General features: G+C 70.3%; 18 protein-coding genes and 1 pseudogene. 7 read left to right on the top strand and 12 right to left on the bottom strand.

Annotated features, from left to right (window positions below; translation table 11 throughout):
• From E1166_RS06895 to E1166_RS06865, 7 genes are all read right to left on the bottom strand, one after another.
• Positions 1–998 (bottom strand): FAD-dependent oxidoreductase (locus E1166_RS06895; RefSeq protein WP_243710226.1); only part of this gene is annotated, 998 nt, incomplete at its 3' end.
• A complete protein-coding gene (locus tag E1166_RS06890) occupies positions 995–1,657 on the bottom strand; it encodes a hypothetical protein (RefSeq protein ID WP_132336747.1) in 663 nt (220 codons plus the stop codon). The genes E1166_RS06890 and E1166_RS06895, both read right to left, overlap by 4 nt.
• Positions 1,651–3,105: a glycosyltransferase gene (locus E1166_RS06885; RefSeq protein ID WP_132336745.1), complete on the bottom strand. Its 1,455-nt coding sequence runs from the start codon at positions 3,103–3,105 to the stop codon at positions 1,651–1,653. Before E1166_RS06885 ends, E1166_RS06890 begins: the two co-directional genes overlap by 7 nt.
• Positions 3,095–4,366, bottom strand: coding sequence for a serine hydroxymethyltransferase (locus tag E1166_RS06880; RefSeq protein WP_132336743.1), 1,272 nt, complete (start codon positions 4,364–4,366; stop codon positions 3,095–3,097). The genes E1166_RS06885 and E1166_RS06880 overlap by 11 nt, the downstream gene beginning before the upstream one ends.
• Positions 4,367–4,453: 87 nt before the next feature.
• A complete protein-coding gene (locus E1166_RS06875; RefSeq protein WP_165944266.1) occupies positions 4,454–5,746 on the bottom strand; it encodes a glycosyltransferase in 1,293 nt (430 codons plus the stop codon).
• Positions 5,747–5,874: 128 nt separating this feature from the next.
• Positions 5,875–7,746: an FAD/NAD(P)-binding protein gene (locus E1166_RS06870; RefSeq protein WP_132336739.1), complete on the bottom strand. Its 1,872-nt coding sequence runs from the start codon at positions 7,744–7,746 to the stop codon at positions 5,875–5,877.
• Between the two features lie 41 nt (positions 7,747–7,787).
• Positions 7,788–8,993, bottom strand: a complete 1,206-nt coding sequence (locus E1166_RS06865; protein ID WP_207914048.1) for an ROK family transcriptional regulator — start codon at positions 8,991–8,993, stop codon at positions 7,788–7,790.
• Between the two features lie 290 nt (positions 8,994–9,283).
• On the opposite strand from E1166_RS06865, the gene E1166_RS06860 reads away from it, so the two are divergent.
• On the top strand, positions 9,284–10,678 hold the full coding sequence (locus E1166_RS06860; RefSeq protein ID WP_132336737.1) for an MFS transporter: 1,395 nt from the start codon (positions 9,284–9,286) through the stop codon (positions 10,676–10,678).
• Positions 10,678–11,427 (top strand): sugar phosphate isomerase/epimerase, encoded by a 750-nt coding sequence (locus tag E1166_RS06855; RefSeq protein ID WP_132336735.1) that lies wholly within the window; start codon positions 10,678–10,680, stop codon positions 11,425–11,427. The genes E1166_RS06860 and E1166_RS06855 overlap by 1 nt, the downstream gene beginning before the upstream one ends.
• 330 nt (positions 11,428–11,757) lie before the next feature.
• Here E1166_RS06855 and E1166_RS06850 read toward each other — a convergent pair whose 3' ends face one another.
• Complete coding sequence (locus E1166_RS06850) at positions 11,758–12,033, bottom strand: hypothetical protein (protein ID WP_207914047.1); 276 nt, start codon at positions 12,031–12,033, stop codon at positions 11,758–11,760.
• 101 nt (positions 12,034–12,134) lie between these two features.
• Between E1166_RS06850 and xylA the strand changes: the two genes are divergently transcribed.
• From xylA to E1166_RS06835, 3 genes and pseudogenes are all read left to right on the top strand, one after another.
• Positions 12,135–13,319 (top strand): xylose isomerase, encoded by a 1,185-nt coding sequence (xylA, locus tag E1166_RS06845; RefSeq protein WP_132336733.1) that lies wholly within the window; start codon positions 12,135–12,137, stop codon positions 13,317–13,319.
• A gap of 2 nt (positions 13,320–13,321) precedes the next feature.
• Complete coding sequence (gene xylB, locus E1166_RS06840; protein ID WP_132336731.1) at positions 13,322–14,722, top strand: xylulokinase; 1,401 nt, start codon at positions 13,322–13,324, stop codon at positions 14,720–14,722.
• Between the two features lie 291 nt (positions 14,723–15,013).
• Positions 15,014–15,292, top strand: a pseudogene (locus E1166_RS06835) (inorganic phosphate transporter); the annotation flags it as partial.
• Here E1166_RS06835 and E1166_RS06830 read toward each other — a convergent pair.
• From E1166_RS06830 to E1166_RS06820, 3 genes are all read right to left on the bottom strand, one after another.
• On the bottom strand, positions 15,262–16,290 hold the full coding sequence (locus tag E1166_RS06830; protein WP_132336759.1) for a Gfo/Idh/MocA family oxidoreductase: 1,029 nt from the start codon (positions 16,288–16,290) through the stop codon (positions 15,262–15,264). The pseudogene E1166_RS06835 and the gene E1166_RS06830 sit on opposite strands and share 31 nt — an antisense overlap.
• 503 nt (positions 16,291–16,793) lie before the next feature.
• Positions 16,794–17,459 (bottom strand): response regulator transcription factor, encoded by a 666-nt coding sequence (locus tag E1166_RS06825; protein ID WP_132336729.1) that lies wholly within the window; start codon positions 17,457–17,459, stop codon positions 16,794–16,796.
• Complete coding sequence (locus E1166_RS06820) at positions 17,456–18,580, bottom strand: sensor histidine kinase (protein WP_132336727.1); 1,125 nt, start codon at positions 18,578–18,580, stop codon at positions 17,456–17,458. Before E1166_RS06820 ends, E1166_RS06825 begins: the two co-directional genes overlap by 4 nt.
• A 194-nt stretch (positions 18,581–18,774) precedes the next feature.
• Here E1166_RS06820 and E1166_RS06815 point away from each other — a divergent pair, with 194 nt between their 5' ends.
• A complete protein-coding gene (locus tag E1166_RS06815) occupies positions 18,775–19,464 on the top strand; it encodes a DUF4386 domain-containing protein (RefSeq protein ID WP_132336725.1) in 690 nt (229 codons plus the stop codon).
• Positions 19,465–20,078: 614 nt separating this feature from the next.
• Here the strand turns inward: E1166_RS06815 and E1166_RS06810 are convergent.
• Entirely contained in the window at positions 20,079–20,816 is a 738-nt protein-coding gene (locus E1166_RS06810; protein WP_279433213.1) for an NAD(P)-binding domain-containing protein, read from the bottom strand.
• On the opposite strand from E1166_RS06810, the gene E1166_RS06805 reads away from it, so the two are divergent.
• A complete protein-coding gene (locus E1166_RS06805; protein ID WP_243710225.1) occupies positions 20,811–21,248 on the top strand; it encodes a helix-turn-helix domain-containing protein in 438 nt (145 codons plus the stop codon). The two genes, E1166_RS06810 and E1166_RS06805, sit on opposite strands and share 6 nt — an antisense overlap.
• Positions 21,249–21,424: the final 176 nt, after the last annotated feature.

Genomic DNA, 21,424 nt, shown 5'->3' with positions numbered 1-21,424 from the left:
ATCGGCGGGTGACCGTCGAGGACCCCGGATGAGGTGACCAGCGGGTGGTCCATCAGCCCGCGGCCGAGCCAGCCGCTGCTGTTGCCGAGCCCGTCGGGATGACGAGGGCTGTGCGAGTTCAGCATGAGCCGGGCGGTCTCGATGGTGCCACCGCAGAGGAACACGACCCGGGCGCGGGCGTGGTGGCGGGAGCCCGAGGGGACGTCCACGTAGCTGACGCCGGTCGCCCGGCCGTTGTCCGGATCGACGGTCACCGAGGTGACGCGGGCGTCCGATCGCAGCGTCACCCGGCCGGTCCGTTCGGCCCTGGCGAGGGCGGTGGCCTGCATGGTGAACCCTGGCCAGCGGTCCTCGCCCTGGTCGGCCGAGACGAAGCGCACCGGGATCGGGCGAGTGTTCCGCCGACGGTAGGTGTGCTGGAAATCCACCTCGGCGGGGGTGAGCGCCGGCGGCTTGCCTCGGAAGCGCCCATCGGGGAGCTGCGCGAGATCCTCGGCGGTGCCCCGCAGGTCGACCAGTTCCTCCACGACGTCGTAGGCAGCGGCCAGGTCGTCGTACCCGATCGGCCAGCTCAGCGAGCAGCCGTCGACCTCGCCGACCGTCATCTCGAACGGGGACAGGCGCAGTGCCGACCCGCCCCAGAGCAACGACCGCCCGCCGACCTGCATGCCGCGGATCCAGGTGTACGGCTTCCCGGGTGGCGTCTCGTAGGCGTGCTCCAGGTCGTCGACGAACAGGTGGGGCCCGCGTAGAGCGAAGTTGAAGTGGCTGCGTTGCACCGGCTGCCGCGCCCAGGTGCGCTTGTCGTGATGGCCGGCGGCGGCATACGAGGCGGCGCGGTCCGGGATCTCCGCGGCGCGGCGCACCGGCCCGGCCTCGAGGACCAGGGTGCGGAATCCGGCTTCCGCCAACTCCTTGGCCGCCCAGGAGCCGGCGAACCCGGAACCGACGACGATCGCGTCGTACACCGGACCGGTTTCGGCACCGACCTCGGTCACGTCCTCGCTCCTCCGGTGCGCTGCGCGGAGCGCGACGCGTGCCATTGGATGGGACCGTCGACACCGGTGTGGTGCGGCGTGACGAGTCCGTCGTGGAAGACGGATGCGGGGATCACCCGGAAGTCGAAGCTGACCCGGGTCCGGTCGGAGGCGTTGCGGACGTTGCCGTGCATGAGGTTCGCGCTGTCGAACGCGAGCATCTGCCCATAGCGCATGGGATACGGCCGGAAGTCCTCAGCGCCCTCGCTCGACTCGACCCACAGACAGTTCTCCGAGGTCACGTCGGTGAGCGGTACCCAGAACGTGATCTCGCAGGGGTTGTGGCCGCCGCTGCGGTCGCGGTGATAGCTGCCGACGCCGTGGCGTCCCGGCAGTTGGATACGCCAGTTCGGCACATGCTGGTAGCGGACGTCCTCGCCGACCAGTTCGGTGATCACCGTCAGAACGAACTCCCGGTACAGCGAGGAGATCTCCTCGATGCCGTAGAGCTTCTGATGCATCGCGGATGCCTGATCGCCGAAGCCCGGCGGCTCCTCCGCCTCGGCGGGTGCGTGGTGGTGATGCCACTGAGCGAGGTCCGGCACACCGGTCGCCGCGCTCATCACGGCGGCGAAGTCGAACCGCTGCTTGTCATACGGAACGATCAGTTTGTTTAGCACGGGCTTCCGCTTTCGTCGCGGTGGGAGGTGATCGTGAAGCGCGGCTCGAAGCCGATCAGGTGACTCAGCTGAAGATCGATGCCACCGATGTTGGTGAAGTCCTCGCCGTGGAACAGGCTCTTGCGGACGAAGGACGCGGTCTTGCGGCGGTAGCCGGAGCGCGCCAGCAGCATGGCGAGCGTGCCCAGGTGTCGCGGAGTGCCAGTGCGGTGCAGCGCGGTGAACGACCGGCGCAGCTTACTGATCATCCGGTCCGCCGCCGCGGGATCCGGGGGCAGGTCCAGCCCGCGCATCCGGAGCCGGTCGAGGAACGCCTGCTGGACCGCGGTCGGAGTCGGTTGGGCGGCGGACCGGTCCGGGGCGTCCCCGCGGATCATGTCGAGCAGGAGCCGGTCGTGCTCGGCGTAATGGGTGTGTCCCCGTCCGGCGGGTGGGATCGCGCCGGAGACAAGCAGGTCGGCCGCGTGCGCGATGTCGACATCGCCCAGTCGTGCGGCCAGGTGGGTAGTGAAATCGATGTCCTCGCGCAGGGTGGTGGGCAACAACGACTCACTCGGCAGCAACTCGGAGGCGGCCGCGTGCGTGGAGGCCAGCACCGGTGTCCCGATGAAGGACGCCTCGACCAGCACGCGTCCGAAGGTCTCCAGCGACGACGTGCTGGGGAAGAACAACACGTCCATCTCCCGGTAGTCCTGCCACAGGCGGGCCCGATCCACCGGTGGCCGGCACGTGTAGCCCGGGACCGCTGGTGCGCCGGCCGCCGTGCCCTGCCCGCCCTCGCCGATCGCCACCGTCCGGAAGGCGCCGGGAGCGCGCCGGTTCAGCTCCCGCTGCAGGTCGACCGCCTGCGAGTGGTTCTTGTCATCGGTGAGCCGGCCGACGAAACCGATGCGCGTGCCGCCGCCTCCCGAGCCGGTCCACGATCCGGCCAGCTGCGCGGGAAACCAGCGCAACAGCGGATAGCAGACGGCCTGCCGGGAGTGCGCGAGGCCGGGGAACAGCATGCTGTAGAGCACGAGCGAGTACCGCGACGAGTGGTAGAGCACGTCGTCGGGGCGCAGGTAGGGAGCCGAGAGCACCTCCTGCTGCAGATAGCCGTTCCACAGCGCGGTACGCGCGTCACGGATGATCCGGAAGTTGAGCCCGAGCCGTTCCCGCAGGTGGAAGTACAGGTAGGCGTGCGGGCCCACCGTCGCCACCACGACGTCGCAGCCGGACAGAGCCGCCCGCGCCGCCTCGTCGCTGCGGAACAGGTCCACCACGTCGTGCGGTTTGGGCCGGACCTCGACGCTGTCACCCAGCAGCCGGGCGACCTCCGTGTAGGCGAAGTTCGCGCCGTCCTTGCCCGGATGGCCCGCGTAGCTGCGGAAGGTGTGGAAGCCCGCGACCGGCCCGTGTCGCCGGAGCGTACCGCCGCTCGCCGGTCCGGGCTTGGCCTCAGAGCTCATCGCCGGCGGCCGACGCAGCCAGGTCGCTCAGTGCGTCGTCCGGGCGCACCCGGGCGCGCAGCACGTCCGCGCGCTTGCGCAGCAGGGTGGCCTTCGACGTGTCCCAGTCCTGCGCGCGCAGCGCCGCCAGCACGATGTCGGCGAGTTCGGCGACGTCCTCGTCGTCGTACCCGCGCGAGGTGATCGTCGGCGTGCCGAGTCGCAGCCCGCTGGCGACGAACGGCGGCCTCGGGTCGCCGGGCAGCATGTTCCGGTTCGACAGGATTCCCAGTTCCTGCAGCCGGCCTTCGGCGTCCCGCCCGGTCAGCGCGGTGCGGGTGAGGTCGATGACCAGCAGGTGGGTGTCGGTGCCACCGGTCAGCAGGTCAAGCCCGCCGTCGAGCAGCAGCCCGGCCATCCGCCGCGCGTTGCTCACCACCCGCTCCTGATATGCCTGGAAGGCGGGGCCGGCCGCATCGTGCAGGGTGGCCGCGAGGGAGACCAGCCCGGCCATCCCCACCGAGGACTGCAGGCCGGGGAAGACCGCCGAGTCGATCCGCGCCTGCAGCGACGCGGGGCACAGGACGATCCCGCCGCGGGTACCGCGCAACGTCTTCTCCACCGAGGTGGTCACGACGGTGTCCGGGTAGGCGCTCGGGTTGTCGTGCAGCCCGGCCGCCACCAGGCCGGCGATGTGCGAGATGTCGGCGATCAGGGTCGCACCCACCCCCTGCGCGATCTCGCTGAGCTGGGCGAAGTCGACCGCCCGGGGATACGCGGAATACCCGGCGACGATGACGCGCGGGCGTTCCCGTTCCGCGATCCGCCGGATGTCGTCGTACGGCAGCAGGCCGGTTCCGGGATCGACGGTGTACGGCACGACCCGGTACAGCTCGGAGACGATGTGTTTGGGATGGCCGTGCGAGAGGTGCCCGCCGGAGGTCACCGCCATGGCCATCATGGTGTCGCCGGGCTTCATCAGCGCCCGGTAGGCGGCCAGGTTCGCCAGGGAGCCGGAGACGGGCTGCACGTTGGCGTGCTCGCCGCCGAACACCGCGCGGGCCCGCTCCACCGCCAGTCGCTCCACCTCGTCGAAGATCGAGGTGCCGGCGTAGGGCTTGTTCCCCAGGCGCCCCTCGGCGGAGCGGAACTGGGCCACGCCCCACGCGTGGTTGTCACGGACCACGGCGATCGGTGCGTTCGAGGCGGCGATCAGGTCGATGCTGTTCAGATAGTGCCGGTTCTCGCGGCTCAGCAGCCGTTCGAGTTCCAGGTCATGCATATGCGAGTCACCTCAAGGTGTCCAGCGGATGAAAGACTGAGAAGGGCGGCGCGTGACGCCGGCCCCGGGCCAGGACCAGGACGCGGATCAGGTGGCGGGTACGACGCGCAACAGGGTCCCAACGCCGGCGACCTGCTGGCTCGTGACGTGGTAGACCGGCTCGACCAGCTCGGCGAAGTACCGGAGGTCCACCAGCGGGTCCAGGCCCAGCGCAGGCCCGCGGGCAATCAGGTCCTCGGAGGCGGCCAGGAACAACTCGTCGGCGACGATCAGTGCTGTGGTGACGAAGGCGAGGAGATCCGGCATCCGCAGCAGACGCCAGAAGTCGACGGAGAACGCGGCCCGGAAGGTGCCCTCGGAGAACGGCACATCGGCCCCGAGCAGATGCAGGTTGGTCGCGTCCGTGCCGCGTCCGTAGTCGAAGGTGACGAGGCGCTGCGTGCCGAGCTGCTCGGTGTCGTAGGCGATGACCAGGTCGGGGCGTTGCGGATCCTGCTCACGCAGCGGATCGACGGCGGCTCGCCAGGGTTTGATCGAGCACAGGCCCGCTTCGGCGCACACCGCCATGACCCTGCGGTACTCGGTGACCCGTTCCGCGATGTCGGCGAGCGAGCCGGCCAGGACCTCGGGCAGTCCGGCGATCAGCTCGACCTCGTAGTGCCGGTGCTTGTCGCGCAGCAACGCCAGGCTCGCGAAATGGTCGCCGAAGGCCTTCCGCAGGTTGCGATAGTGCGGCACGTGCCAGACACGCAGTGTGGGCTCGTAGTGAAACCGCGAGCGATCACGGTCGAAGTGGCGGTACAGCCGGTACGCGATGTCCAGGTCCTCGCCGCCCCATCGGGCGTCGAAGTCCACATCGAACATGCCCACCGCCAGGGCGTCCGCCCGACTCAGACCGAAGTTGTTGGTGAAGCCGTACATCCACGGCTCGGAGGGTGCGGACCGGGCCCGCACATCGTGTTCCACGGGGATGGTGTCGACGACGCCCTTGCCGGTCATCACGGTGTGCAGCGCGGCCCAGCCCTGGACGCCCAGCTCGCCGCGACCGCCCATCACGACGCTGGACGGATCCTTTTCCGCCAGGTTCCAGTGACGTTCGAGGAGGTCGGGCGGACAGAGCGAGTCGTTGTCGAGCAGCAGCAGCCGCTCACAGTTGGCGGCCAGGATGCCGGCGTTGCGCGCAGCGGACCAGCCCTTCGGCGAGGTCAGCTCCCGCAGCAGATAAGGCGTGTTCGCGCGCAGCTCGGCGAGCCGGGCCGGCGGCTCGCAGCCGTTGTAGACCACGATGACCTCGAATTTTTCCGCCGGCATCGTCTGCACGGCCAGCGACTGAAGCACGAGTTCGAGGCACTGCACATTGTAGTAACTGGGGATGACCACGCTGAGCACGATCTCCCCTGGATCTTTCCCGCTGTCGCCCACAGCGTGCCCCCGTAATTAAGTCCAAATGGTGGACTAATGGGAGCACGCATCATCAGAGTTGTCAACGTCGATGCCCTGCCTTCCTTTCACGCCACGGGTGGCAGCCCAGTCAGCACGGCCCGCGCGACCTGGTCCCCGTGCCGGAACGTGACCGCATCGGTGCCGGGTATGGCGAACGCCCGCGCCCCGCGCAGCGAGGTGTTCCAGCCCAGCGCATAACGTGCCGGATGCACGGTTCCGTCGGCGGCCACCAGGCGGCCCCGTTCGTCGACGGCGATCCGTCCGGTCGGCCTGCGGTAGCCGGTCGCCGGATCGGTCAGGCACTCCTCCGAAGCGGCTCCGGAGGAGTGCAGCGCTCCCAGCAGCTCGTCGACTGTGCTGGCGACCGTCGGCTCGGGCAGCCGGGCGTCGATCAGCACGGCGGCCGGGCGTTCCTCGCAGATGTTGGCGCCGCCGGCCCGGTAGCGGCCGGTCGATTCGTCGAGTCGCACCCGCATCCCCGAGCCGAGCGGCTGGACCACGCCCGCACGGCACAGCGCCAGCAGCTCCTCCATCCGGAAGGCGGGCGGACCGCTCGCCACCAGGTTGAACAGGGCGAACCAGGCTCCGTCCAGCTCCTCGGCCTGGGCCCGGGGGGCCAGGCGGGGCCGCAGGCGCGGAAGGTGCTCGAAGAACAGCAGCTGGGCACCGTAGACGGCGGAATCGGCGGACCGGGCCGGATCGGCGCTGCGCTGCAGTTCCTGCTGCAACAGCGTGATGAACCGTACGCGAAAGTCGTCGACGGTTTGCGGCTCGGTGTGCCGCAGCGGCGCACGGAGATCGTCCACGTTCCACCGATGGGCCGGTTGGGGAACCGCCTTCTCGGCGAGCGCGTCGAGTTCATCCACGGCGGCGGCAGCATGCAGGCGTTCGAAGTCCTGCCACGGCATGGCGGTGTGCTGCGGAGCGGCGGCGAACAGCTCGCGGTAGTACGCGTAGCTCAGGTCCTTCAGGATGAGCGGCCAGATGTCGCGATGGAAGTCGAGCATCGCGTCTCCGGCGAGCGACTGCCCGAGAGCTTGGGGAAAATAGCGCAGGTCCCGCACCGGCCCATGGACCAGCCGGTGGCTCGGCTTGCACCGGTACGGCATGCCCCGGCGGGAACCAACCAGCAGCCGTGGCTCGCGTCCGGAACGCACATAGCGAAGCTCGCCGCCGGCATCGCGGACGTACCGGCCGCCGCGTCCCTCGGTGACCAGGGCCATCAGGTCGAAAAAGGCCAGTCCCATGCCCCGGACCAGGACGTCGGCGCCGGCCGGCAGCACCGAGAGATCGGCGTCTGCGACGAAGCCGGGCGGCAGGTACACGAGTCCGTGCCGCTCCGCGAACCCGGCCGCCTCCGCCTGCTCGCCCTGCGGCCGGGCGTCGAGGTGGCCGAGTGCGAGGACCACCGCGTGGGCGTCGATCCGGGAACCGTCCGCGAGGTGCACCCGCTCGGTGCCGTCCGGCGCCCTGGTGAGTGCCACGGCGCGGCCCTCATGCACGGTCACCCGGGTGCCGGGCGGCGCCTGTCGGATCACCTCGCCGAGGAACCAGGACAGGTAGGCGCCTTGCAGCCGCCGGGTCGCGAACGAGGCCGGGCCGGTCTCGCGTACATCATCGGCCAGCCGGGGATCGACGGGCGGAAGAGTCCCGGCGGCCGTGGCCGCCGCCCATTCGGCCAGCGACGGTCCCGGACGCGCCGGGCCGGCGCAGCGTACGGATTCGCCGGGGTAGAGGGTGACGTCCTTGGCGAGCGAGTTCATCCGCATCAGCGGCGACTGCCCGTCCCGCCAGATCCGGCCGGGACCGGCCGGGTGCGGATCGACCAGGACGATCTCGATGGCCCGGTCCGGCATCAGGAGACCGGCGTTGGCCAGCAGCCGCTCCACCACACCCACACCTACCGGACCGGCGCCGAGGACTGCGATGCGAGGCATGGACGCACGTTAATCCACAATGGTGCCGATCGGGTGACGCGTCAGCGGAGCAGGACTGCCGGATCGGCGTAGATGTCCTCGATAACCTGCCCAGCCGCGCCGAGCATCACCGCGTCCCCACCCAGGGGCGAGATGACGACGGTGGGCGTCTGCTCGTACAGCGCCCCGGCCCGCAGTGCCGCCTCGGTCGGCTGCAGTATCCATGCGGCGAGCCGGGAGAAGGTGCCGCCCAGCACGATCGCGCCCGGGTCCAGTCCCTTGACGATGCAGGTCAGCGCGCGTCCGAGAGCGTCACCGGCGCGCCGCACCACCTCCATGGCACCGCGGTCGCCCGCCTCGAGTAGTTCGATGAGGGCGGAGATCTGTTCGTCCAGGCCGGACCATGCGGTCAACGGCTCGAGCCCCACCGCGCGGAGCATCGCCTCCCGGCCGGCGACGAGTTCCAGGCACCCACACGCACCGCAGGCGCACTGCGGCCCGTCCGGATCGACCTGGATGTGGCCCAGCTCGCCGGCGAACCCGTGGAAGCCTCGGAAGATCCGGCCGTTCAGGATGATGCCGGCGCCGATACCGATCTCACCGGAGACGTGCAGGAAGTCGCCCAGCGGGCGTCCCGCGCCGAACCACAGTTCGCCGAGCGCCGCCAGGTTCGCCTCGTTCTCCAGTTTGGTCGGCAGCCGCAGCTCGCGAAGGACGCGGTCGAGCAACGTCGCGGCCGGCACGTCGCGCCAGCGGAAGCTGGGTGCGCGCAGCATCCCGGAGCGGTCGAGCAGACCGGGCACCGCCACGACCGCCCCAGCCACCGTCAGACCCTGCTCCTGCGCGGAACCGATGGCCTTCCCGGCCAGCAGGGACAGCGCCGCGGCGATCTCCTCGGGCCGGCGGTTCCGGTTGTCGGCCGTCACCAGGTGCCGGTAGCGCACCCGGCGGCCGAGGTCGAGGACACAGGCCGCCAGGTAGTCGACGGTCACCTCGAGGCCGAGCCCGGCGGCACCCGCGCCGTCGACCAGGACGCCGGTTCCCGGGCGGCCGCGGTCGCCGTCGTGCACCATGCCGCCGTTGTGCACGAGGCCGGCGTCGGCGAGCACCGCGATCAGGTTCGACACCGTAGTCTTGGTGAAGCCGGTCAGCGCGGCGAGCTGTGCCCTGGTGGCCGGCTGATGTTCCGCGATGACGCCGAGCAGGACGGCCAGATTCCGCTCCCGCATGGTGGCGTGGCGCATGGGTGCGCCGATGTCGATCGGCATGGGTGGGACGCTACAGGTCGGCCTTCGCGGCAGGATGCCGGAGCCCACGGCGAACCCCCGGCCCGACCTGCGTCGATGGAGAGGGCCTTGGCAGTTCGCGGTCCGGCCCATTAGTTTGGTCCAGATCGTTGCCGAAATACCCGAAGGGTGGCCATGGCCCATTGGCGACCGCCGATCCGGGCGCTGCCGAGGCTCCCGTGTCCGTGATATCGCGACCCGGCCGTCAGGCCGGCCCCTCAGCACCGCCTCGGGGCGCTTGGGCGGTCCTGTTCACGGTGTTGGGCGCGGCGATGATGGACCTGCTGGACGCCACGGCGATGAACGTCGCCGCCCCGGCGATCCGGAACGATCTCGGCGCGTCCGACGCGCAGTTCCAGTGGATCAGCATCGGCTACCTGTTGACGTTCGCGGTGCTGCTGCTCGCCGGCGGCCGTCTCGGTGACATCGTCGGTCGCCGCCGGATGTTCCTCATCGGCCTCGCCGGGTTCACGCTCACGTCGGCGGCGTGCGCGGTGGCGCAGACCCCGGTCCAGCTGATCGTCGCGCGGCTGCTGCAGGGCGGCGCCGCGGCGATGATGATCCCGCAGTGCGTCAGCATGATCCGCGAGAGCTTCGGCCAGGAGCACAGCGCGAAGGCGTTCGCCATCTTCGGGCCCTTCATGAGCCTCTCCTCCGCCGCCGGCCCGATCCTGGGTGGCGCGCTGATCACCTACGCGTCGTGGCGCTGGGTGTTCATCATCAACATCCCGGCGTGCCTCATCGTGTACCTCGTCGCCCTCCGTACGCTGCCCGCCGGGCACCGGCCCGACAACCGGCCGAAGCTCGACGGCATCGGCATGATCCTGTGCTCGGTCGCCGTCGGGCTGTTCGTCTATCCGGTCATCCAGGGCCGTGAGCACCAGTGGGCCTGGTGGACCCAGGCGATGATGATCTCCTCGGTGCTGGTTCTCGCGCTCTTCGCGCTCCATGCCCGGACCCGGCACCGGCGGAGGCTTGACGCGTTCATCGAGACGAGCCTGTTCCGCAAACGGTCCTTCACCGGCGGCGCGGTGGTCGTCTTCCTGTTCTTCGGCGCCTGTTCGGGAGCCTTCATCATCTACCCCGTACTGGTCCAGCTGTACGTCGGCTGGTCGCCGATACGCAGCGGACTGACCGGCACCTGGTGGCCGGTGGGCACGATCGCCGCGATGGGCATCGGGCAGCTGCTCGCGAGGCGGAGCCCGCGTCTGGTGCTCCAGGCCGGAATCCTGGCCCAGGCCGTGGGCATGGGTCTCGCTGCGGTGACCGTGGCGAGCAATGCCCGCACGACCACCCGCCAGGGTCCGGACGGTCTGCTGTTCGACACCGGCCTGACCAGCTTCAACCTGGCCCCCGCGCTGCTCATCGCCGGCGTCGGCACCGGCCTGTTCTTCGGGCAGTTCCTGAATCTGGTCCTGTCCCGGGTCGACGACCGCGAGCTCGGGTCGGCCACCGGCGCCGTCAACGCCCTCCAGCAGTTGGGCGGCGCGGTGGCGGCGGCGATCTTCTCGACGGTGATCTTCGACCAGATCGGCCGGGGCGCGTCGCCGTTCGCCGCGAGCGAGCTGGCCTATTGGCTGTGCGCCGCCCTGCTGGTGGTGACGTGGGTCTCGTCCTTCGCGCTTCCGAACATCCCCCCGACAGCAACCGGGAAAGGCACTGACTGATGTCGAGCTCTCCGGCGGTCAACCTGTGGACCATCCGTGACGCGCTGGCGGCCGACCGCCGGGCCGCTCTGCACCGCCTAGCCGACCTCGGATACCGCGGCGTCGAGCCGTTCGAAGCCCTCGACGACCCGGCCGGCCTGCGCGCGACAGCCGAGGACCTCGGCCTCGCCATCTGCAGCGCCCACTCGCACCGATTCTTCAGCGCCGACCGCGACAGGGCTCTCGAGGCCGTGGCCACCCTCGGCACCGACCTGGCGATCGTGGGAACCGGCCTCCCCGACGACGCTTTCACCAGTCGGGGGGCGCTGGCCCGCACCGCCGACTCGCTGAACGCCCTCGCCGACCGGGCAGCCGGGTACGGCCTGCGGATCGGCTACCACAACTACTGGTCCGAGTTCGCATCCGAGATCGACGGCCGGCACGCCCTGGAGGTCCTGGCCGACCTCCTGGACCCGAAGGTCTTCTTCGAGATCGACTGCTACTGGGCGGCCCTCGGTGGCGCCGACGTGCCCGCCGTCATCGACCGGCTCGGCGAGCGGGTGCCGGCCCTGCACCTGAAGGACGGCCCGATCACCGAGGGCGCCCCGCACGTCGCCCTCGGGCGAGGCGCGATGCCGACGGCGCGGATCCTGGCCGCCGCCCCGGCCGGCGCGCTGCACATCGTCGAGCTCCAGACCAGCGACGGCGATGTCTTCGCGGCGCTCGCGGAGAGCCGTGCGTACCTGAGCTCGTCCGCGGCCCGGCTCTGACAGACGTCACCCGGTGCCGGGCCTGTGCTGCCCCCCGCACCGCCAGGGCCGTCGTCCGCAGCCGGTGCGCGTCTGCAGGGCAAGAAGGTCTGCCGGGCCTCCCCGCTCAGGTCGATCAGGTCGGCGGGCCGGGCCCCGGTTCGGCATCGTCAACCCGGCCCGGCCGCGTCCGGCGGTGTTCCGGGCGGGCTAGGGTGCCGGGCAGTACCGGGATCAGCCTGCTCACCCACGGCAAGAGCGACAACACCGGCGGGATGGCGGGTGTTTCCTTCGCGTCGCTGTTCCGGGTCCGGTCGGGTGTGCGCCAGGCCGCGATGCCCGCGTACGCCCTCAGTCCACCCGCCGCAGCCAGGACGCCGGATCGTCCCGCACCTCCCGTACCACCGCGACCGCCGCCGCGTGCACCGCGGCGTTCGTTCCCCGCCGTGCTGCCTCCAGCGTGACCGGCGCGAGCCCTGCGGTCAGCACCCGGTGCCGCAGCTCGGCCTCAACGTCCAGCAGGTTGACCACCGCGGACAGCGCGCTGCCCGGCGCGGCCGCGGCCCGGGGCTCGTCGGCGGCGAGCGCCTCCTGACCGGCGTCCTGAACCAGGCAGCGACGGGGCACTCGAGGAGGAGGTCAGTCGAGCCGTCACGGCTTGACAATGCCACACCCCCGCCAAATAATTCAACGAACAAACAAATCCAACGTGTTACCCGGAGGTAAGCGTGGCTGTGCAGCCCACACGTGATGACAAGTTCTCCTTCGGTCTCTGGACCGTCGGCTGGCAGGCGCGCGACCCGTTCGGTGAGGCCACCCGTCCCGCGCTCGACCCGATCGAGACCGTGTACAAGCTCGCCGAGCTCGGGGCGTATGGTGTCGGGTTCCACGACGACGACCTGGTGCCGTTCGGCGCCGACGCCGCGACCCGGGACGGCATCATCGCCAAGTTCAAGAAGGCGCTCGACGAGACCGGTCTGGTCGTCCCGTCGGTGACCACCAACCTGTTCAACCACCCGGTGTTCAAGGACGGCGGCTTTACCAGCAACGACCGCAGCGTCCGGCGCTACGCGCTGCGCAAGGTGCTGCGCCAGATGGACCTCGGCGCCGAGTTGGGCTCCAAGATCCTGGTGCTGTGGGGCGGCCGCGAGGGCTCGGAGTACGACTCGGCGAAGGACGTCCGGGCCGCCCTCGACCGCTACCGCGAGGCCCTCAACCTCCTCGCGCAGTACTCGGAGGACCGCGGCTACGGCTTCCGCTTCGCCATCGAGCCGAAGCCGAACGAGCCCCGCGGCGACATCCTGCTCCCGACCGCCGGCCACGCCATCGCCTTCATACAGGAACTGGAGCGGCCCGAACTGTTCGGCATCAACCCCGAGGTCGGCCACGAACAGATGTCGAACCTCAACTTCACGCACGGCATCGCCCAGGCGCTGTGGCACAACAAGCTCTTCCACATCGACCTGAACGGCCAGCACGGCCCGAAGTACGACCAGGACCTGGTCTTCGGCCACGGCGACCTGCTCAACGCGTTCTCCACGGTCGACCTGCTGGAAAACGGGCTGGACGGCGGCATCGTCTACGACGGCCCGCGCCACTTCGACTACAAGCCGTCGCGCACCGAGGACGTCGACGGCGTCTGGGAGTCGGTGAAGGCGAACATGCGGGTGTACCTGCTGCTCAAGGAGCGGGCCAAGGCGTTCCGGGCCGACCCGGAGGTGCAGGAGGCGCTGGCCGCGGCCAAGGTCGGCCAGCTGTCCACCCCCACCCTGAGCCCGGGCGAGTCGTACACCGACCTGCTCGCCGACCGCAGCGCGTTCGAGGACTTCGACGCCGACGCCGCAGGCGCTCAGGGCTACGGGTTCGTCAAGCTCAACCAGCTCGCCATCGAGCACGTCCTCGGGGCCCGCTGACCATGGCGCTGGTTGCCGGGATTGACAGCTCGACCCAGTCGTGCAAGGTCGTGATCCGCGACGCCGAGACCGGGAAGCTGGTCCGGCAGGGGCGGGCGAGCCATCCGGACGGCACCGAGGTGCACCCGGACGCCTGGTGGGCCGCGCTCCAGCAGGCGATCGAGGAGGCCGGCGGCCTGGACGACGTGGCCGCCGCCTCGGTGGCCGGCCAGCAACACGGCATGGTCGTGCTGGACGAGAACGGTGACGTGGTCCGCCCGGCGCTGCTGTGGAACGACACCCGCAGCGCCGGCGCGGCCGCCGACCTGATCCAGGAGCTGGGCGGCGGGGACAAGTGGGCGGAAGCGGTCGGCATCGTGCCGGTCGCCAGCTTCACGCTGACCAAGCTGCGCTGGCTGGCTCGCAACGAGCCGTCGAACGCGGCCCGGATCGCCGCGGTCTGCCTGCCGCACGACTGGCTGACCTGGAAGCTGTCCGGATCCACCGATATCGCGGACATCAAGACCGACCGGAGCGATGCCAGCGGCACACTGTACTGGTCCGCCAGGACCAACGAGTATCGCCCCGACCTGCTGGAGCTCGGTTTCGGCCGAGCCCTGAGAACGCCCGATGTGCTCGGTCCGACGGGCATCGCCGGGCACCTGCCCAACGGCGCCCCGCTCGGCCCGGGAGCCGGGGACAACGCGGCCGCCGCCCTCGGGACCGGCGCGCTGCCCGGCGACGTGATCGTCTCGATCGGCACGTCTGGCACGGTCTTCGTCTCGTCCGACGCGGCGCCGGTCGACCCGAGCGGCACGGTGGCCGGGTTCGCCGACACCACCGGCCGGTTCCTGCCGATCGTGGTCACCCTCAACGCTGCCCGGGTCCTGGACGCGGCCGCCAAACTGCTCGGCGTCTCGCACGACGAGCTGTCCCGGTTCGCACTGACCGCGCCGGCCGGTGCGGACGGCCTGGTCCTGGTGCCGTACCTGGAAGGTGAGCGGACCCCGAACCGGCCGGATGCCACCGGCGCGATCCACGGGCTGACCCTGAAGACGTCCGACCCGGCTCACCTGGCCCGGGCCGCCGTCGAGGGCATGCTGTGTGCGCTGGCCGACGGTCTGGACGCGCTGGTCGGCCAGGGTGCCCAGGCCAACCGGATCGTCCTGGTCGGCGGCGGGGCGAAGAGCGAGGCGGTCCGCCGTATCGCTCCCGCGCTGTTCGGCAAGCCGGTGCTGGTCCCGCCGCCCGGGGAGTACGTCGCCGACGGCGCGGCCCGGCAGGCCGCCTGGGTCACTGCCGGCGGCGACACCCCCCCGGCCTGGTCCGCGGAGACCCCCGCGGTCTACGAGGACGACCCGGTTCCGTTGATCCGCGAGCAGTACGCGGCCGCCCAGCACGCCGTGCTGGACCGGACCCGCTGACCGCACGCCTCAACTGGCGCTGAGCGTGGTCATTCGTGCCCTCATGACCACGCTCAGCGCCAGCCAGGGAGCCGCCGGCCGGAGCACCGCCGACTTTCCCACTTTCGAAGTGGACCGAATTCCGGTAGCGTGCCCCGTCCTGGCCGGCGGCGCGGCAAGGTCGCCGCCCGGCTGCAGCCGTTCCCGCCCGCCGGCAGGACACTGCCCAACGCATGACCGAACAGATCCACACTGGGGGCTGGCTGCGCTTCGATGGCACGGCTCCACGAGGAACGCGATTCGTGTCCCGTGCTGGGCCGCAAGATCATCGACTTGCGCCCGCCGGAGGGCTTCGCCACCGAGACCGTCGCCAGCGGCGTCCTCTACTTCGACGCCCTCGTGCTGAACGCGCCAATGTCCATCACCCACACGATCGCCTCGGCGATCATGGGCGTGGGCGCGACGAAGCGGCTTGCCGCCGTGCGGTGGGGCGTGCCCCGCAACATCGTGCTCGCCTGGATCAGAACGTTCCCGGCCGCCGCAGCCTTCGCCTGCCTGGTCTACCTGGTGGTCCGTCCGCTGTTCGGCTGACCGCTCCGGGGCGGCTGGTAGCGGACACCGATCTGCTCGCGGATCGCATCCAGCAAACCCATGATCTCCAGCGTCGTGGCCTGCGGCATCAGCGGGCTCTCCACCTCGCCCGCGGCCAGGCAGCGCTGCACCTCTTCGGCCTCGAACTGAAAGCCCTTGCCGGGGAAGTCCAGGTCGAAGACCTCGGTGTCGCCACCACGGTGCAGCGTGAACGTCCGTGGCATGAAGAAGGCCGGCGGCAGTTGGATCCGGCCGGTGGTGCCGGTGATCGTCGCCGCGTTGCCGGTCGCGGCGACCAGGCTGCACGACAGCGCGGCCACCGCACCGGACGGGTAGCCGAGCAGCAGGCCGGTGTTCTGGTCGACACCCTCGGGTGACAGATGCGCCCACGCCTGCACGGACGCTGGCATGCCCAGGATCAGGTGGGCCAGGTTGATCGGGTAGACGCCGAGGTCCAGTAGCGCGCCGCCGCCGAGCGCCGGGTCCATCAGCCGGTGCGTGGCCGGGAACGGTCCCTGCAGTCCGAGATCCGCGTGCACCGCGGTCACCTCGCCGATGGCACCGTCCGCGACCAGGGCAGCAATGCGCCGGATGACCGGGTTGCAGCGCATCCACATGGCTTCCATCAGGAAGAGGCCGCGCGACCGGGCCTGCTCCACCAGCGTCGCCGACGACGGCCGGTCCAGCGTCATCGGCTTCTCGCAGAGCACGTGCTTGCCGCCGGCGATGCAAACCGCGGCGGCCGCCTGGTGAAACGCGTGCGGCGTGGCCACGTAGATCACGTCGACCTCGTCGTCCGCGGCCAGGTCGGCCCAGGAGCCATGGGCGCGGGCGAATCCGTGCCGTGCGGCGAATGTGGTCGCGGCCTCGGCGGTCCGCGATCCGACGGCGGCGAGCACGGCGCCCTCGACCAGCTTCAGATCGGAGGCGAACGTGGCGGCGATGCCGCCGGTGCCGAGGATTCCCCACCGGACCGGCCGCGGAACTGACTGCGTCATGATTGCCACCGTATCGCTCCGGGCAACGGTGCCGACGCCACCCGATACGCCGTTGATGAGCACCCGGCGCCTGGGCCGGATCCGACCCTCTCGCGCAGACCCAAGCAATGCCATCAACGCGCCACCGGTGGCGGCCGCCGCCTCGAAGGTGAGGTTGGACGGCTTGGCCACCAACGCGTCGACCGGTGCGCTGACGTACTCGGCGAAGGCGGCCCGCCGCAGCCCGAACACCTCGTCTCCGGGGCGGAACAGCGTGACGTCGCGGCGGGCCGCCTCCACCTGCCCGGCCAGGTCCATGCCAGGCACGGCGGCCTTCGGCCGACCCAGACCGGCCGCCGCGCGCAGCATGTACGGGGTGCCGGTCGTACGGGTTGACCGAAGCCGCGCGGACCGGACGAGACACCCCCGTCACCCACGGCCGGCACATCGACGTCCTGCAGCGTGAGCACGTCCGGTTGGCCGTACCGGTGCTCAGCCGTGGCTTTGATCGCGCCTCGAACAGCTCACGGGAGCCAGCCGGGGCGGACCAGGCCGGCCTCGTAGGCGAACACGACGAGCTGCGCGCGGTCCCGGGCACCGAGCTTGACCATCGCGCGGGACACGTGGGTCTTGGCGGTGGTCCGGCTGATCACCAGCCGGGAGGCGATCTCGTCGTTGGACAGACCGGTACCAGCCAACGCGACGACTTCCCGTTCCCGGTCGGTCAGCTCAGCGAGCTTGCGGGACGGCGCCGGTGTGGCGGTCCGGGCCGCGAACTGCTCGATGACCCGGCGGGTGATGCTCGGTGACAGCAAACCTTCACCGGCCGCCACGACCCGCACGCCATGGATGAGCTCGGCCGGCATGGCGCTTTTCACCAGGAAACCGGCGGCACCGGCCCGCAGCGCCTCGCCGACGTACTCGTCCAGCTCGAACGTGGTGAGCACGACAATCCGGACCCCGGACAGGGCCGGGTCGGCGGCGATCTGTCGGGTGGCGGCCAGGCCGTCGACGCCGGGCATCCGGATGTCCATCAGGACGACGTCGGGTCGGGCCTGTCGGGCCAGCCGGACCGCGTGCGCGCCGTCGCTGGCCTCGCCGACCACCTCGACGCCGGGCTCGGCGTCGAGCAGCGCGCGGAAACCGGCGCGGACCAGCGCCTGATCGTCGGCGAGAATCACCCGGATCACGGTGCGGGGTCCCAGTCGAGGGGCAGGCTGGCGCGAACCCGCCAGCCGCCGGCTTGCGACGGTCCGGCGGTCAGTGAACCGCCCAGGGTGGTGGCGCGTTCACGCATACCAGTGATCCCGTTGCCCGCCGGTGCGATGGCCGGCTCCCCTGCCCCGCCGTGGTCCTCGACGAGGACCACCAACGCCTCTGGCTGATACTCGATGGTGACGGTGGCGGTGGCCCCCGGACCGGCGTGGCGGCGGACATTGGTCAGCGCCTCCTGAATGATCCGGTAGGACGCGCGCTCGATCCCGGCCGGTAGTGACCGGGCTTCACCGCTGACCACCGTCCGGACCGGCAAACCCGCGTCGTTGGTCAGCTCGTCGAGGCGATCCAGCGCCGGCGCCGGCGCACGTGGAGCCGCACGCGCCGGGTACAACGTGTTGAGCACCGACTGCACCTCACGCAGGGCCTCGGCGCTGGTCTTCTGGATCGTGTCGAGCGCGACCCGCGCCTGGTCCGGCTCTCGCCCCATCAGATGCAGGCCCACACCCGCCCGCACGTTGATCAGCGACAGGTGATGGCCGACGACGTCGTGGAGCTCGGCGGCGATCCGCAGCCGCTCCTCGCTGGCCTGCCGGCGTTGCCGCTCTGCGTGCAGCCGTCGCTGCTCCCGCGCGACCTGCTGGACCCACCGAGCGGCCGGAATGGCGAGTTCGGTCAACACGCCCGCGCCGGCTATGAGCGCCGCAGCGGTCAGGGCACGGTTAGGCGTGGCACCGCTGAACCCAAGCCAGAGGGTGTACCCGCCAGCCGCGACCGCCCAGACCAGCCAGCGGTATCCGGCGATGATCGCGGCCGACGCCGCGATCATCGGCGCGATGAACGTCGGTCCGGGCGGATAACCCAGGACGTGATATGCCAGGACCGCGCCAGCGACAATGACGAAGTTTCTCCGGGGAAACCGGTGCCGGTCAGCCAGCGCGAGGCCGCTCACGACCAGCAGCGCGTACCCGAGGATCCCCACACCCGCCGGCTGCCCGCGGGTGGCGATCGCGGTACCGGCGGTCTGCGCCAGCGCCGTCAGCAGCGCCAAGCCGGGCGCGGAACGCTCAGCCGCGCCCGAACCGAACGGGGTCATGCCGGCACTCTAGGCGACCGCGCCCAGATCGGAATAGGCCCGGCCGAGGCGGCCCAACTACTTCCCCGGAGTAGGCCAGACACGATGTACTACCGCGGGAACAGCCGCATCGCCGCCGCTGACCCGACGTGAGGTGCCCCGTGCGGCCGACAAGCTTTCCCGCGTCCACACGTCCCACAGGACCGGGAGAAGTCATGCAGTCACCCCAGCGCCTCGCCAGGATCGCCGGACTGTTGTACCTGGCCGTCGCCGTTTTCGGCGGCTCCGCCATGTTCGTCCGTACCAAGTTCTACGAGCCCGGCGATGCCGCAATCACGGCGGACAATCTCACGGCCGACGCCGGCCTGTTCCGCGTCGCCGTAGCGACCAACCTTGCAGCATCCATGTGCTGGTTGTTTACGGCGATGGCACTGTACCTACTGTTCAAGCACGTCAGCGCCAACTGGGCCGCCGCGATGGTGATCTTCACGGCGGCCGGTGCCACGATGGAACTCCTCAACATGGCGCACGAGGTCGCGGCGCTCGTCGTGGCCACCAACGGCTCCGACACTGGCGCGTTCGCCGACGCGCTGCTACTGCTCCTGTTCGACCTCCGCCACCACGGCTCCCTCATCGCGCAGATCTTCTTCGGTCTGTGGCTGCTACCGATGGGCTATCTCGCCTATGTCTCGGGCATGTTCCCCCGCGCGCTGGGTGTCTTTCTCGGCGTCGCATGCGTCGGCTGGGTCGCGGACACCTTCGTTCGGCTGCTTTCCCCGAGTCTCGGCGCGGCGTTGAGCCCGTTTCTCATCGCACCCGCTGGTATTGCGGAGCTCACGGCGATTCTCTGGATGACCATTAGGGGTGCACGGACCCCATCCTCCGACCGAAGTCCCAACCGGTGAAGCCGATGAGTGCATGTCACAACGCCGGTCATCCCCACATCACGATGATCGCGAATCTGCCGACGCACTGTCATCGGCTACGTCCGGATGCCGGTGCCCGCGATCCGGTTACCTTCCATGACGAGCGCTTCGCGGCAGGTCCGGATGGCGCGTGAGGCATGGCAGTATGCATCGAGGCAGGTCCAGGTCATCGTCGGCCAGGAAGCGGCGTACTGCGGTAAGGCGGTACCGCTCGCGCAGGTCGCTGACCGCCTCGTGTTCGGCGGCGCTTTGTGTGATAGACCGCCGAGCGATCAACCGTACGCCCAGGTAACGGCTGGAACGTAGCGGGAAGATGCCGCTGCGAGGTTGCTGACCTCGACGAGGATCCCCGGTCGAGGGCCGCAGCGACTGTTCGCAGAAACCCAAGGAGCCGTCTCGGTTCGTTGCCACAGCAGTTGACCTGAAGCAGAGCGCGCTGGGCCCTGCCGTCCTCGGTCACGTACGGTGACACCCGGTAGGCGGCATGTGCGGATGTTCGGCGCGGCCCCCTGGGGCGAATGGTTCATTTGCGGGGACCCGATTCGGGCTGAGCCCGGGTCCCCGCTTCCGTGGATCCGCTGTACTCGACAAACTCAGCTATGCGGCACCTCTGCCAAGGAGGGGAACGCCGCGCGCGGCTGCTGGCCCGTCCACCACAGCCCGATCGCAAGCGCCGCTGTCGCCTCCAGGTACGCCGCCCGCGCCAGCCCGCCGCACGGCGCAGGAGTGCAGCCCAGGGAGCTGATGAGGTTCTCCGTCGCCGCTGCTGCCTCGGCCTGGTCGGCGCAGTAGGGCACGGCCAGCGCTATGCCTTCGAAGGTCGGCGGACGCAGTGTCCAGATGCTCACGTGGCAGAGGTTGAACGCCTTGACCACGTGCGCGTCGGGTGCGGCAGTTGCCAGTTGCCGCGCCATAGACATGGTGCCACCAGTGTTGAGCATCAACCCGTCGCTGGTGGGTACGACGGGGTTGGTGCAGTCGATGACTGTCCGACCGGCGAGATTCCCGGCGAGGCCGTCCACCAGCTGCGGCGCCTCTGCCGCCGGGACAGCGACGAGGATGACGTCGCCGTGGCCCGCCGCGTCCGCGAGGCTGCCATACCCGGCGGCGCCGATTCTTCCGGCGGTCTGCTTCGCCCTCCCCTGATTCCGGCCGCCGATCACCACGTCGTGCCCGGCCGTAGTCCACGCGCCGCCGAGTGCCGCCGCCATACCGCCCGTGCCGAGTATGCCGATTTTCATCCGCCTGCTCCGTTCCTCGCTCTGCGGCGGCTCGGTACCGACCGCCGTGCAGGACGATAAGCAGGTCGATGCACACCGAACGGTGTGCAATACACCGGGCAGGATGGACGCATGGGTAATCCCGCTGCCCCGCTCGACGACTACACCTCCGACTGCCGGGCCCGCGTGGCATTCGAGGTCCTCGCCAACCGCTGGGACAGCGTCGTGATCTTCACAATCGCTGTGGACGGTCCGATGCGGCCGGCAGCGCTCCTTACCCGGATCGGAGGGATCAGCCCCAAGGTACTCAACGACGCCTTGCGCCGGCTGGAGTACAACGGCCTGGTGGAGCGCCGGCCGTTCCCGGAAGTGCCACCGCGCGTGGACTACGCGCTCACGGAAGCAGGCACCGCGCTGCTGGAGCCGATGCAGGCGATGGGTGCCTGGGCCACCCGGTACGCGGATGCGGTCCTTGACGCTCAGGAGCGGTTCGAGGCGCGGAAGACGTCCTTCCGGCCCGGATCCGCTCGGCGTCGCCGCTGAACGCATCCCAGCCTGCCACCAAAGAGCCCGAGGTGGCAGCCACGGTGCAGACGCCCGAGCGCACACCTTCTCGTTCGCTGCCGGCACGCTCGACTCGGCACGAGCGGGCGCAGATGGCCACCGCACGCCCGTCACACGCTGCCTCGAATCACCACAGATCCAGCGCACCCGTTCAC

Origin of the sequence: Micromonospora sp. KC213 (assembly GCF_004348325.1) — a bacterium.
Classification (GTDB): domain Bacteria; phylum Actinomycetota; class Actinomycetes; order Mycobacteriales; family Micromonosporaceae; genus Micromonospora.
Note: the sequence above shows the minus strand (reverse complement) of the source record. Positions and strands in the feature narration are given on the sequence as shown.